Source organism: Aquitalea aquatica, from assembly GCF_013911085.1.
GTDB lineage: Bacteria > Pseudomonadota > Gammaproteobacteria > Burkholderiales > Chromobacteriaceae > Aquitalea > Aquitalea aquatica.
The window spans coordinates 76239-89178 of sequence record NZ_JACERN010000040.1; the positions used below are offsets into that span (position 1 = coordinate 76239).

At 61.7% G+C, this 12940-nt stretch carries 13 protein-coding genes; all 13 read left to right on the plus strand.

Annotated features, from left to right (window positions below; translation table 11 throughout):
• Positions 1-7 precede the first annotated feature (7 nt).
• The 13 genes from H2Z84_RS17170 (at position 8) to H2Z84_RS17230 (ending at position 12591) form a co-directional block, all read left to right on the plus strand.
• The gene (locus H2Z84_RS17170) at positions 8-745 is read left to right on the plus strand and encodes a substrate-binding periplasmic protein (protein WP_181837034.1); all 738 of its coding nucleotides are present in this window, start codon (positions 8-10) and stop codon (positions 743-745) included.
• Between the two features lie 329 nt (positions 746-1074).
• Complete coding sequence (locus H2Z84_RS17175; RefSeq protein WP_103523438.1) at positions 1075-1842, plus strand: oxygen-binding di-iron domain-containing protein; 768 nt, start codon at positions 1075-1077, stop codon at positions 1840-1842.
• A 12-nt stretch (positions 1843-1854) separates the two neighbouring features.
• Positions 1855-3330 carry a type IV pilus assembly protein FimV gene (locus tag H2Z84_RS17180; RefSeq protein ID WP_181837035.1) on the plus strand — a complete coding sequence of 492 codons (1476 nt, stop codon included), beginning with the start codon at positions 1855-1857 and terminating at the stop codon, positions 3328-3330.
• A gap of 11 nt (positions 3331-3341) precedes the next feature.
• The gene (locus tag H2Z84_RS17185) at positions 3342-4766 is read left to right on the plus strand and encodes a hypothetical protein (RefSeq protein WP_181837036.1); all 1425 of its coding nucleotides are present in this window, start codon (positions 3342-3344) and stop codon (positions 4764-4766) included.
• Between the two features lie 18 nt (positions 4767-4784).
• Positions 4785-5327: a GTP-binding protein gene (locus H2Z84_RS17190; RefSeq protein ID WP_181837037.1), complete on the plus strand. Its 543-nt coding sequence runs from the start codon at positions 4785-4787 to the stop codon at positions 5325-5327.
• 2 nt (positions 5328-5329) lie between these two features.
• Positions 5330-5962: a roadblock/LC7 domain-containing protein gene (locus H2Z84_RS17195; RefSeq protein WP_181837038.1), complete on the plus strand. Its 633-nt coding sequence runs from the start codon at positions 5330-5332 to the stop codon at positions 5960-5962.
• Between the two features lie 49 nt (positions 5963-6011).
• On the plus strand, positions 6012-6374 hold the full coding sequence (locus H2Z84_RS17200; protein ID WP_059284502.1) for a roadblock/LC7 domain-containing protein: 363 nt from the start codon (positions 6012-6014) through the stop codon (positions 6372-6374).
• 344 nt (positions 6375-6718) lie between these two features.
• Positions 6719-8164, plus strand: a complete 1446-nt coding sequence (locus tag H2Z84_RS17205) for a circularly permuted type 2 ATP-grasp protein (RefSeq protein ID WP_181837039.1) — start codon at positions 6719-6721, stop codon at positions 8162-8164.
• Entirely contained in the window at positions 8158-9090 is a 933-nt protein-coding gene (locus H2Z84_RS17210; RefSeq protein WP_103523432.1) for an alpha-E domain-containing protein, read from the plus strand. Before H2Z84_RS17205 ends, H2Z84_RS17210 begins: the two co-directional genes overlap by 7 nt.
• A 26-nt stretch (positions 9091-9116) precedes the next feature.
• The gene (locus H2Z84_RS17215) at positions 9117-9905 is read left to right on the plus strand and encodes a transglutaminase family protein (RefSeq protein ID WP_181837040.1); all 789 of its coding nucleotides are present in this window, start codon (positions 9117-9119) and stop codon (positions 9903-9905) included.
• A 47-nt stretch (positions 9906-9952) separates the two neighbouring features.
• A complete protein-coding gene (locus tag H2Z84_RS17220; protein ID WP_103523430.1) occupies positions 9953-10687 on the plus strand; it encodes a proteasome-type protease in 735 nt (244 codons plus the stop codon).
• A 76-nt stretch (positions 10688-10763) separates the two neighbouring features.
• Positions 10764-11387 carry a YecA/YgfB family protein gene (locus tag H2Z84_RS17225; RefSeq protein WP_181837041.1) on the plus strand — a complete coding sequence of 208 codons (624 nt, stop codon included), beginning with the start codon at positions 10764-10766 and terminating at the stop codon, positions 11385-11387.
• Between the two features lie 148 nt (positions 11388-11535).
• A complete protein-coding gene (locus tag H2Z84_RS17230; protein WP_181837042.1) occupies positions 11536-12591 on the plus strand; it encodes an alginate lyase family protein in 1056 nt (351 codons plus the stop codon).
• Positions 12592-12940: the final 349 nt, after the last annotated feature.

Consider the following 12940-nt stretch of genomic DNA (forward strand, 5'->3'; position numbering starts at 1 on the left):
CCCGACCATGACCACCTGCCGCTCACCCCTTGCCCGGCTCTGCCACGCGCTGCTGCTGGCACTGGCTTGCTGCCTGTCTGGTGTAGCCGTGGCCGACGGCAAGCTGCTGGTGGTGACCGAAAACTCGTCCTGGCTCAGCACCATCGACGCCCAGGGCAATGTCGCCGGGCGCAATACCCAGCTGGTCAAAGACATTCTGGCGCATGCCGGGCTGAAGGCTGATATCCAGGTCCTGCCCTGGGCCAGGGCCTACCGCATGGCCGCGACCCGTCCCAATACCCTGATTTACTCCATTGCCCGCACCAGTACCCGCGAAAAGCAGTTTGTCTGGCTGGGCCCCCTTGGCCACATGCAACGGATTTTCTATCGGCTGAGCAGCGAAACCACGGTGGCGCCGCAGTCGCTGGAGCAGGTGAAAAGCTGCTGCAAGGTCTGCGTCGGCAATCACGACGTGCAGGAAGAATTCCTGATCAAGGCCGGCTTCGTGCAAAACAGCCAGTTCCTCACCACCAATAGTCAGCAGGAGTGCCCGCGACTGTTGCTGAGCGGTGCAGCGCAGCTGTTGATTGCCGACCCCGAGCAGCTACGCAGCCAGCTGGCGCGCCTCAAGCTGCCAGACGAGCAATTCCAACCGGTACTGAGCATGCCGCAAGGCGAGGAACTATACCTGGCGGCCAATCCGCAGTCCGATCCGGCCATCGTCCGGGCCATCACCGAGGCCATGCGCCAGCTGAAAGTCCATTAGCCAGCTGCCGCTGCGGCAAGCTGCCAGCGCCCTTTATGCCAGCAGCAAAGCCACGCTGCTGGCGACCTTGGGCAACCAGACCAGAAGTCCCTGATATTCAATGCACATTCCCTCGGCCACGCAAAACTTATATTCCAATTAAATATTCAGCCTGCATTCCGGCCATCCTTGACTCATATCAAAACGATTTATATCGAAATGAAAATAATAAACACCTTCTCACAAGTATTGATGACGGCGGACAGCAGACTCTAGCTGAGTCGGGCCGCGTCAGCAGAATTGCCTGCAGGATTTCCCTGCTGCCGGCAATTTTCACGCAAGGAACAGCCATGGCTCTGGTGCTTTACGATGATGGCAATCACAAATGCGTCGCCTTTACCGAACTGGTACAGGGTGAAGGCATCCAGTCCAACCAGTTCGCCATCATCGACAAGGGTGATGGCATGCTGCTGGACCCCGGTGGCAACCTCACCTACAAGCACTTGATCGCCGAACTGGCTGATTACTTTCTGCCCTCGCATACCCGCTATATTTTTGCCTCGCATCAGGACCCGGACATCATTGCCTCGGCCAATGGCTGGCTGCTGATCACCGATGCCCAGATCATCATCGCCCAGGAATGGGTGCGCTTTTTGCCGCACTTCTGCATTCGCGGCGTGACCGAAGGCCGGCTGATTCCCATTCCGCCGCGCGGCATGAATGTCACACTGGGCGAATCCACCCTCAAGGTAGTGCCGGCCCACTATCTGCATACCGTCGGCTTCTTCCAGGTGTACGACCCCATCAGCAAGATCCTGTTTTCCGGCGACATCGGCGCTTCGCTGATGGATGGCCACGAAGCCGGCAAACCGGTAAGCGACTTCGATGCCCACCTGATCGACAGCCACATGCTGGGCTTTCACAAGCGCTACATGACCAATAACAAGGCCTGCCGACTGTGGGTGCAGATGGTGCGCCAGCTGGATGTGGAGTGGATCGTGCCGCAGCACGGTGGATCATTCAAAGGCAAGGACATGGTCAAGCGCTTCCTCGACTGGTTTGAAACCCTGGAGTGCGGCACTGATCTGATCACCGCCGCCGACTTCACCCTGGATTGAGCGGCACCGCGCATGAACAGTTTCACCCCCTTGCTTGATCAGCTCAGCGCCTCGCCCGAGGCGCTGGCCGCCGTGGCCGTGTTGCTGCTGCTCATCGGCATGACACTGCGCACCCTGCTGCGTCGTCAGCCTGCGGCACGCGCCATGCCACGCCGCCCGGATCTGCTGCCCGAAGCCGTCATCCGCCAGCCGGCACGCCCGGCCAGCGTACCGGAGCCTGCAGCCAGCACCCCTGCCGAAGCAGAAGACAGCGAAGACCAGACCCTGTCCTACGAGGTGGACGACCTGGATGCCCTGGCCGAAATCGAAGTGTTTCTTGAATTCGGTTATCTGGAACAGGCTGCCCTCGCCCTGCGCACCTATGTCGATGGCCCGTCCAGCAATGCACCGGCCCATATCCGCCGCCTGGCCGAACTGTATCTGCAGCTGCACTGGATCGACGACTACAGCGACATGCTGGAGCGCCTGCACGAGCGCAGCCTGCTGGACCGCCAGCAACTGACCGAGGCGGTATTCGCCGGCCTGCAGCAGGACCCGCAAAACCTGGCACTGCGCGTACTGGCCGAAAGCCGGCTGGGGCTGGGCATCGAAGAAGTGAACCGGCAACTGGGCGATCAACTGCCAGCAGCAAACAACGAAGACCTGCTGCTGCGCACGGTGATGCAAACCCCGGGCCAGCCGGCCGTGAGTGCCGACGAGGCCGTGCAGCTGGCCAGCCAGATGCAGCGGGTAGCGCTGCTGGACGGCCAGGCCGAACTGGCACCACTGAGCAAACGTGAAATCGACCTGCTGACCAGCCTGCTGCCAGCTGATCGGCAAGCGCGCATCCTGCTGGCCTGCCATCAGCCCGCCGCTGCCCTGCCCGCCCTGCAGCAGCTGGCCAGCACACCGGACGCCGCACTGTCACGGCTGATCGACACCCTGCGCGCCTGCTATATGACGCGCAACCTGCCACTGTTCTGCCGCTACCTGTGGCAGTTTCATGTCAGCGTCGGCAACTTTGGCCACCAATTGAAACAGCAGCTGCTGCAGTTGGGCTGCCAACTGGGTCAGCACCCACTGCTGCAGGCGCTGGAATGCCAGCCGGACCGGCTGACCCTAGAAGAACTGGGCCGCCGCTTCGCCTACATCCAGCCAGTGAGCACGCCGCCACAGTGGCGGCAACTGGTGACAGCCGACTACACCCCGGCCACGGCCAGCCCGCTGGACAACGCCTTGAGCGAGGCCGAACAGTTTATCGAGTTCGGCCAGATCGACATGGCCATCCAGACCCTGGAAAGCGCCATTCTCGCCAACCCGGCCGAAGCCCAGCTGTATCCGCCCCTGCTCAATCTGTACGAGCACCTGGGCGACCTGGCGCGCTTCACTTGGTTGGCCAGACAAATACGGGATCGACTCGCCACGCCGCCGGAAGAAATCACCGGCATGCTCGGCCGCTTCGTCCAGACCATGCAACAACGCCTCAACCAGCACCGGCTTGCGGCCTGAGAAACCGGATCATGATGCTCAGCAACGCACCCCAACCACAGCTCATCACCGTCATGCCGGTGGGCATGGACCCGCGCAAGCTATCGGTATTCCGCATGGCCTTTCGCATGCACCATTCACACCAGCTGTACCAGCTGCTGGACGAAGCCCCCGGCCATGCACCGGACCTGGCGATTGTCGATGTCGACAGCGTGGACGGCTGGAGTGCCTGGCATGATTTCCGTGCCAGCCACCCGCATCTGCCAGCGCTGATTGTCACCACCACCCCACCCCGTGCGGGTGAGGCGCCAGCGGCCGTACTGCGCAAGCCGGTGCGCATCGAAACCCTGTTCCCGCAAATGCGCGAACTACTGGCCAATGACCGGACACCAGCCGTCCGGCTAAGCACCGCAGTGACAGCGGCAGCAGTGACACCGGCAGCGCAGTCACCCGCAGCCGCACCGGCCGCCGTGGCGGAGCCGGCCAGCTCGGTCAGCGACCACAGCGCAGCTGCCGCCTATGTGGCCAGCGTGGCCGCAACGCTGGACGAAGTCATTACCCAGTCACAGCAGGCCCACCGTGCGGCTACCGCAGCCCAGCAACAGCAGCAAAGCCCGGCCCCGTCCGACCTGCCGCAACTGATGGATCTGCCCGACTCCGTTACCGAGACCGAGCACAGTGCCGACACCGCCACCGTGGAAGTGGTGCGCAGCATGCTGCCGGAAAACCAGAGCACCCCGGCCAGCGCTGGCGGCAAGATCAGCTTCGAACGCTTCGACCCCAGCGCCGGCCTGTTCGGCCTGGTGGCGCGCCTGCTGCGCCAGCGCACTGCCGCGGTGATCCGGGTGCGCGAAGTACCCGTACTGGTATTGCTGCCGGCACAGGACAAGGCGCTGCTGTTGCAGCCACTGGAAACGCTGCAGGCCCTGTGCAGCGCCCCCAGCCACGAAGTGGATCAGCAGCCTTATGCCAAAGGTCCGGTCAACGCAGCTCAGCAGGAAATCCGGCCGCAAACCCTGGCCTGGCAGCTGGCCATCTGGACCTGCCGTGGCCGCTTGATGCGCGGCATCGCCACCGACACCCCGATCCGGCTGCGCTACTGGCCCAATCTGACGCGACTGCCCCCGATCCCGGAGGCGATGCGCATCACGGCTTTTCTGACCCGCACGCCGGTCAATCTGAAGCTGATCACCCGCCTGCTCAAAGTGCCGCCGGAAGATCTGTTCAACTATCTGGCAGCGGCCTACGGCATCGGCATTCTCGACCTGCCCAGCCGCAGCCCCCAGCTGTCGGTCATTTCCACCGAGCCGGTACGCCCCGGCGGCAAAGTGGAAACGGTGGCAGCCCCCAGCAGCCCGCAGAGCAGCAGCCCGGCACCAGCCCCCAGTCCGGCCAAGCCGGCGCAGGGCAGCGGCAGATTGCTGTCGCGCCTGCTGAAAAAGGTCATTGGCCTGTAACCAGGAATACGGAATCCCATGCGCGCTTACGATAACAAGATCATCTTCGCCGGCCCGGTTGGCGCCGGTAAAACCACCGCCATCGGTGCCATCAGCGATATCGCACCGGTCATCACCGATGCCCGTGCCTCCGACATGACGCTGAACCGCAAGGACACCACCACGGTGGCACTGGACTACGGCGTACTGATGCTGGACGAAAGCACCAAGGTGCACCTGTACGGCACACCGGGGCAGGAGCGCTTCGACTTCATGTGGGACATCCTCAGCCAGGGCGGCATCGGCCTGATCCTGTTGCTGGACAATACCCGCGCCAATCCGGTGAAGGATTTGCAGTTTTTCCTCAATGCCTTCCGCGACATGCTCAAGGCCGCACCGCTGGTGATCGGCGTCACCAAGACCGATCTGCGCGCCACGCCCAGCATTGAAACCTATGCGGCCCTGCTGGAAAAATTCGACATGCGCCCACCCATTTTCGAAATCGATGCCCGCTCGCGCGAGGACGTGAAAAAGCTGGTACTGGCCTTGCTGTTCTCCATCGACCCCGGGCTGGAAAGCTGATCATGTCAGACCACCTTTCGCTCAAGGACACGCTCTACCCCATCGCCAGCCCCGCCGGTGCCTACTATGCCGTGTCCAGTCCGGAACAAGACGCCGCGCGCATTCTGCTGACCCAGATCCTGCGGCTGGGCCACTCCGTACCGCTGACCGAGGCCCTGCTGGAAGAATGGAGCGGCAACGATCTGAGCAAAGGGCTGGAAACACTGTACCGGCTGCAGCGGCTGGAGTTTGTGCACGGCACCGAACAGCCGCGCCCGCCGCTGGCCATCAATCTGGAAAGCCAGCTGCCCACGCTGCTGGCGGCGCTGTCCGGCAACGGCCGCGCCTTGCTGGCCGACGACAATGGCCTGTATTACGCCACCGCCGGCTTTCATCATGAGTCGGCCGAGGAAATCGCCGCCCTGGCCGGCGACATCATTTCGCTCAATCGCCGCCATGCCCTGCTGCTGAAAAACAACCTCAATATCAGCAACCTAGCCTGGGCCATCAGTAATCCGGCCGGCCACAGCGAGCTGGCGTTTTACCCGCTGCATGTCGGGCAGCAATCCTTCGTGCTGGTGATCGGTGGCACACCTCGCCTGCAAGACGAACATTTCGTGACGCTGATCGAGCTGCTCAGTCGTCGTTACGCTTGAACAAGAAGCAGCCCGCCGCGCGGGCCAAGAATACCCACTGGAGAAAACCATGCGTGAACAGATGCTCAAGTCCATTCTGAGTGACCTTAATGGCGCATCAGCCGATATCGAAGCGTCGGCCATCATTTCATCCGACGGCCTGACCATGGCCGCCCTGCTGCCGCAGGATGTGGACGAAGACCGCGTCGGTGCCATGGCCGCCGCCATGCTGTCGCTGGGCGAACGCACCGCCAAGGAACTGGCACGCGGCGAACTGGAACAGGTGATGGTGAAGGGCGACAACGGCTACATCCTGATGAGCTATGCCGGCCGCGATGCCGTGCTCACGGTGATTGCCCGCCGCGAAGCCAAGCTGGGGCTGATTTTCCTCGATGCCAAGCGCGCCGCGCGCAATATCGCCGAAATCCTGTAAGCCGCGCCCTTACGGTATGCACCACGGCAGGCGGTTCTCACGCGCCGCCTGTCCGACACTCCTGCCAGCGGCCAATCGGCCTGCACCATTCTCAAGCCCGCCACGCACCAGCGCGGACCGGCCCGGTTCAATCCGGTGCATCCGCTGCAGTTTATGTAGTGCGTCAATCCTGTCTTAAGTGATTTCTATAAAATAAGCAGCCCTGCCCGCCACCGCGCACAGCTGCTGGCAGCATCCGAGCCTGCCTCGCTCCCCCCGTACCCGCCCACAATGCAGCCTACCGCCGTAGCTTGGGCATGCTTATTGCGTAGTGTTCAGTACAAGCCACCAAGGGGGAATGCGCGATGCACCAGATCACACCGCTAGACCACACCCACTACGACGAGATGCTGGCTGCCGGACAGGAAGTCCGTCCGTCCTACCAGCATTTTGCCAGCTGGCTGAACCAGGCAACACCCGACTGGCTGCGCAACAAGCAGGCCGAGGCCGACACCCTGTTTCGCCGCGTCGGCATCACTTTTGCCGTTTACGGCGACGAAAGCGGAGCCGAACGGCTGATTCCTTTCGACACCATTCCACGCATCATTTCCGCCGCCGAATGGAAAACCCTGGAAGCAGGCTGCATCCAGCGCGTCACCGCACTCAATCGCTTCCTGCATGACATCTACCACGAGCAGGACATCCTCAAGGCCGGCATCATTCCGGCAGAGCAAATCCTCACCAATGCCGGCTACCAGCTGGCCATGCAGGGCATAGACCTGCCGCGCCAGGTGTACGCCCACATCGCCGGGGTGGACATCATCCGCCACAGCGATGGCGGCTTCTATGTACTGGAAGACAATCTGCGCACCCCGTCCGGCGTGAGCTATATGCTGGAAAACCGCAAGATGATGATGCGGCTGTTCCCCGAGCTGTTTGCCAGCCACGACATAACCCCGGTGGAGCATTACCCCAATATGCTGCTGGACACCCTGCGTTCGGTATCACCGCCCGAGGTGGACAACCCCACCGTGGTGGTGCTCACCCCCGGCCAGTACAACAGCGCCTATTTCGAACACGCCTTCCTCGCCAGCCAGATGGGGGTGGAACTGGTGGAAGGACAGGATCTGTTCGTCAAGAACGGCCATGTCTACATGCGTACCACTTCCGGCCCGCAGCGGGTGGATGTGATCTACCGCCGGCTGGACGATGCCTACCTGGACCCGCTGGCCTTTAATGCCGGCTCCATGCTGGGCGTACCGGGGCTGATGTCGGTCTACCGCGAAGGCCGCGTCAGCGTGTGCAATGCGGTGGGTACTGGCGTGGCGGATGACAAGTCCATCTACCCCTATGTGCCGGACATGATCCGCTTCTATCTGGGCGAAGAACCCATCCTGCACAATGTACCCACCTGGCAGCTGCGCAAAGCGGAGGATCTGGCCTACGTGCTCGACCATCTGCCCGAGCTGGTGGTAAAGGAAGTCCACGGTGCCGGCGGCTACGGCATGCTGGTGGGACCGGCAGCAACAACTGAGGAAATCGCCGCCTACCGTCTGCGCATTCTGGAAGACCCGGCTAATTTCATCGCCCAGCCCACACTGTCACTGTCCACCTGCCCCACTTTTGTCGAGGCCGGCATTGCGCCGCGCCATATCGACCTGCGCCCCTTCGTGCTGTCCGGCAAGAAAGTGCAGCTGGTGGCTGGCGGCCTCACCCGCGTTGCCCTGCGCGAAGGCTCGCTGGTGGTCAACTCATCACAAGGCGGCGGTACCAAGGACACTTGGATTCTGAAGGAGGACATCACATGCTGAGCCGAATGGCAGGGTGCCTGTACTGGATGGCACGCAATATGGAACGCGCCGAAAACACCGCGCGCTTGCTGGATGTCAGCCTGCAAATGTCCTTGCTGCACGCCTCGTCGCAGGACGATCTGCTGGTGCCGCTGGATGTCACCGGCAGCACGGCCGACTTTCTGCAGCGCCACCACACGCCCACTCCGCAGGCGGTGCTGCACTATCTGGCGCTGGATGGCGACAACCCCGGCAGCATCTACAACTGCATGCGCAGCGCCCGCGAAAACGCCCACGTGGTGCGGGTGAAGATCACCTCGGAAATGTGGGAACAGGTTAACGGCACCTGGCTGGAAATGCGCGAGTGGCAACGGCGCGGGCTGGATACCCGCAGCGCCTCGACCTTTCTGGAATGGGTACGCGAGCGCTCGCACCTGTTTCGCGGTGCCGGCTACGGCACCATGCTGCGCAACGACACCTTCCATTTCTCCCGACTGGGGACGTTTCTGGAGCGTGCCGACAACACCGCACGCATCCTCAACGTGAAAACCAAGCAGATCAGCGACAACGAGCCGGAAGCCGAAAACATCCTCGACTACTACCAATGGGCCGCGCTGCTGCGTTCGGTGTCCGGCTTTGAAGCCTACCGCGACATCTACCGCGACAGCATCACCCCGCAACGGGTGGCCGAGCTGCTGATCCTGCGCAACGACATGCCGCGCAGCCTGCGTGCCTGCTTTGGTGAAATCAACAAGGTGCTGGCGCGCATCGAAGGCCAGGCCGGCCGTGCCGCACGCCGCCGCGCCAGCGAAATCCAGGCCCGGCTCACCTACAGCAGCATCGAGGACATCTTTGCCGATGGACTGGAGCAAACCCTGGACAGCCTGATCGACGACATCAATCTGCTGGGCAAGCTGATTCACCACAGCTACCTGGAAACCGCCTGATACAGGCAACGCCAAAGGATATGGTCATGAGACTCGCCATCAGTCATGAAACGCTGTACCGCTACGACAGCCCGGTGCGTCACAGCACCCAGTATCTGCGCCTGACCCCCCAGGGGGGCAATGGCCTGCGCATTCTGGACTGGCAGCTGGAATTGCCGGAGTCAGCCCATCGCAGTACCGACAGCTACGGCAATATCCTGCACGTGCTGACGCTGGACTATCCGCATCAGGAAATCCGCATCAAGGTCAGCGGCACGGTGGAAACCGAAGATACCGCGCCCGTATGCGACACCCTGCCGCCGCTGTTTTTCCTGCGCCAGACCGAGCTGACCACTCCGGACGAAGCGCTGCGCCAGTTTGCTGCGGGCTATCGCCAGCCCACCCCCAGCCTGGGCCAGCTGCAAAGCCTGGTAGAAGGCATACGCGAACACATGCCCTTCCTGCCCGGCGAAACCCAGAGCCACACCCCGGCGGCCGATGCCTTTGCCAAGGGCGCTGGCGTCTGCCAGGACCATACCCACGTCTTTCTCAGCTGCGCCCGCCAGCTGGGCATCCCGGCACGCTATGTCAGTGGCTATGTCTACTCGCCGGCCCACGCCGCCGACCATGTCTCCAGCCATGCCTGGGCCGAAGCCTGGGTGGATGGTGCCTGGCACAGTTTTGATGTGGCCAATGCGGTGGCGGCCAACGAGCATCACCTCAAGCTGGCCATCGGCATGGACTACCTGGATGCCTGCCCGGTGCGCGGCGTACGCTTTGGCGGCGGTACCGAAAGCATGACAGCGCAGGCGCGCGTCTGGCTGGACGGACAGTAACAAGCCAGCTAGATTGCGTTTAACTCCACCACACAAGTAGCCGCATCATGACTTACTGCGTCGCCATGAATCTGGCATCCGGCATGCTGTTTGCCTCGGACTCCCGCACCAACGCCGGGGTGGACCATGTATCCACCTTTCGCAAAATGCAGTTTTTCCAGCAGCCGGACGAGCGGCTCTTGGTGCTGCTGTCCGCCGGCAACCTGGCCACCACCCAAAGCGTGGTCAGCCTGCTACGCCAGCGCGCCAGTGCCGGGCGGGACGAGCAGAACATCCTCAACGTCCCCTCCATGTACGATGCCGCCTGCCTGGTGGGCGACACCTTGCGTGAAATCGCCGAGCGCGACGGCCCGGCGCTGAGCCAGTCCAAGATCGAAGTGGGCTGTTCCTTCCTCTTGGGCGGACAGATTCGCGGCGAGGCACCGCGCCTGTTCAATATCTACCCGCAGGGCAATTTCATCGAAGCCACCCAGGACACGCCCTACTTCCAGATCGGCGAAGCCAAATACGGCAAGCCCATCATCGACCGCGTGGTCAACTACCACACCCCGGTGGAAGACGCCGCCAAATGTGCCTTGATCAGCTTTGACTCCACCATGAAGAGCAATCTGTCGGTCGGCCTGCCCATCGACATGCTGGTGTACGACAAGGATGACTTCGGCCCCGGCATCCACCAGCGCATCACCGAGCAGGACCCCTACTTCCAGCAATTGCACACTGGCTGGGGCCAGGCCTTGCGCGAAGCCTTCGCCGCCTTGCCGCCCATGCGCTGGAAGGAATGAGCCGCAAAGAATTGAGATTGGTCAGCCGCATGGCCTATCGGCGATAATGCGCCATTGCCACTGAAAGATGCCGCCGATGAAACACGCACCGCTGACGGATAACGATTACCAGCGCCTGTCCGCTACCCTGCAACGCTTCCAGCGCCTGCAGTGCATGAACCTGGAAAAACTGGATGGCTTCTTCACCGCCCTGCTGTGCGGCCCGGAAGCCATCAAGCCCACCGAATGCCTGCCCTTGATTCTGGGCGAGGCCTTTGATGACGAACAGGCCTTCCGCAGCGAAAAGGATCTGGAAAAATTCGTGGCGCTGCTGATGGGCCACTGGCTGGACATCGCCCACACCCTGCAACAGGCTGCCGAGTTCCAGCCCTGGCTGGATGCCGATGCCCAAGGCGTGGTGCATGGCAATGACTGGGCCGAAGGCTTTGTCGAGGGCATGCAGCTGCAACAGGACGACTGGAACCTGCTGTTTGACGATGCCGAGCATGCCGGTGCCCTGACGGCCATCATGGCACTGGCTTTCGAACGCCATCCCGACCCGGAAATGCGTCCTTATATCGACAGCACAGACAGCAGCCAGCGCGAACAATGGCTGGCCGCCATTTCGCCGGCCGTGCAGGAAATCCACCAGTTCTTTGCCACCATCCGCGCCACCATGGAGGCGGAATTGGCACAGGACGAAGCCGACAACGCACACTAACAGCCGTATTTTGTCCGGTATTAGCAAGCAAACAGCAAGTCAGCAAACGGGTTTGATTTGAAGTAGACTCAACAGATAAGCTGCTTCATTTCCGCTCACCCTCCACGCTGACCAGCCTGCTCTTGCTGGCGTGCCGGACATCTGCACCATGTTGACCACGCTGCCGCGCCTGCCAGCCAGACTGTTACTCCTGCTTGTACTGGCCCTGAGCTGGAGCATCACCCTGCACGCCCGTGACATGGGCAGCTGGTGTCGCCTCTCGCCCGGGCTCCCCGTTGTCAATTCGCTGCAACAGCGGGCCATCCGTCAGCTGGATATCCCACCGTCACCGCTGGCCCACATCCACACCGAAGGCAGCCTGCCGCACCAGGGCATCTTCGACCAGAGCGTCAAGGCCAAACGTGACTGGCTACGCATGCGTGACTTCGCTCTCGCCTGGTCTGCCAGCGCCGACCCGCGCTTGCTGCAAGCACTGGCCCGCTACCTGGATGCCTGGACGGAAAGCTACCAGGTCTCGTTTAACCCCATCGACGAAACCGACCTCGACGCGCTGATCGACAGCTACGCCATCACTGCACGCAGCCTGCCCGCTGCCACCCAGCAGCAAACCGCCACTTTTCTGCGCAGCATGGCCCAGGGCTATATCCAGCGCATCCGCCAGGCCAAAACACCGCTCAGCGGCACTTTCATCGATAACTGGAACAGCCACCGCATCAAGCTGATCACCCTCAGCGCCGTGGCCCTGCAGGATGAGGCCATGCTGAAGACCGCCGGAGAACTCTATCTGCAGCACATCGCCAACAATATCAGCGCCCAGGGCGAAACCTGGGACTTCCAGGAAAGGGACGCCCTACACTATGTCACCTACGACCTGGAACCTCTGGTACGCGCCGCCATTGCCGCCCGTCAGGCCGGTGAGTCATGGCTGGAGCGCAAAGGCCGTCAGGGCGGCAGCCTGCAGCAGGCGCTGGACTGGCTGCGCCCTTATGCCGAGGGCACACTGCAACATCAGGAGTTCGGCAACTCACGCGTCCACTTCGACTATGTACGACGCGAAGCCGGCCTGCCCGGTTTCGCCGGTAGCTGGCAGCCGGCCACCAGTCGCCATCTCTATGCACTGGCCGCCCGCCTGTCGCCGGCTTACCGCAGCCCGTTACTGACTGGCGATAGCACCCCGGACTGGATCGCACAATGCTGGCCATGAATGCACAGCACTGACAGCTCAGCCATATTTTTATCAGCCGCCCGTCCACATCACACAGCCACTTGCGACTCTGCTTTTCCGGTGATCCATGTTTGCAGCAAATGCCTTCCCATTCAGCAGCTTCTAACCTTAATAACCATCTATTTATGCAAAAATCATTGCCGAAATGGATAGACCATTACTGGCTGATGAATTTTTTGATTTAAACTATTGCCGCAATAAATTAAAGAAAATGTAGACTTTGGTATGAATATCGACTATTTGACTGCCATCTGACATAAAGAAGCATTGACTGTTTGTTCCTGCCAGTTCCTTCAATTAGAATAGATTGTAGAAAAGGGCCGCCATT

Bases quoted from the DNA above. Each gene is read 5' to 3' on its own strand.
- H2Z84_RS17170 (WP_181837034.1), top strand. From the start codon at position 8: ATGACCACCTGCCGCTCACCCCTTGCCCGGCTCTGCCACGCGCTGCTG.
- H2Z84_RS17175 (WP_103523438.1), top strand. From the start codon at position 1,075: ATGGCTCTGGTGCTTTACGATGATGGCAATCACAAATGCGTCGCCTTT.
- H2Z84_RS17180 (WP_181837035.1), top strand. From the start codon at position 1,855: ATGAACAGTTTCACCCCCTTGCTTGATCAGCTCAGCGCCTCGCCCGAG.
- H2Z84_RS17185 (WP_181837036.1), top strand. From the start codon at position 3,342: ATGATGCTCAGCAACGCACCCCAACCACAGCTCATCACCGTCATGCCG.
- H2Z84_RS17190 (WP_181837037.1), top strand. From the start codon at position 4,785: ATGCGCGCTTACGATAACAAGATCATCTTCGCCGGCCCGGTTGGCGCC.
- H2Z84_RS17195 (WP_181837038.1), top strand. From the start codon at position 5,330: ATGTCAGACCACCTTTCGCTCAAGGACACGCTCTACCCCATCGCCAGC.
- H2Z84_RS17200 (WP_059284502.1), top strand. From the start codon at position 6,012: ATGCGTGAACAGATGCTCAAGTCCATTCTGAGTGACCTTAATGGCGCA.
- H2Z84_RS17205 (WP_181837039.1), top strand. From the start codon at position 6,719: ATGCACCAGATCACACCGCTAGACCACACCCACTACGACGAGATGCTG.
- H2Z84_RS17210 (WP_103523432.1), top strand. From the start codon at position 8,158: ATGCTGAGCCGAATGGCAGGGTGCCTGTACTGGATGGCACGCAATATG.
- H2Z84_RS17215 (WP_181837040.1), top strand. From the start codon at position 9,117: ATGAGACTCGCCATCAGTCATGAAACGCTGTACCGCTACGACAGCCCG.
- H2Z84_RS17220 (WP_103523430.1), top strand. From the start codon at position 9,953: ATGACTTACTGCGTCGCCATGAATCTGGCATCCGGCATGCTGTTTGCC.
- H2Z84_RS17225 (WP_181837041.1), top strand. From the start codon at position 10,764: ATGAAACACGCACCGCTGACGGATAACGATTACCAGCGCCTGTCCGCT.
- H2Z84_RS17230 (WP_181837042.1), top strand. From the start codon at position 11,536: ATGTTGACCACGCTGCCGCGCCTGCCAGCCAGACTGTTACTCCTGCTT.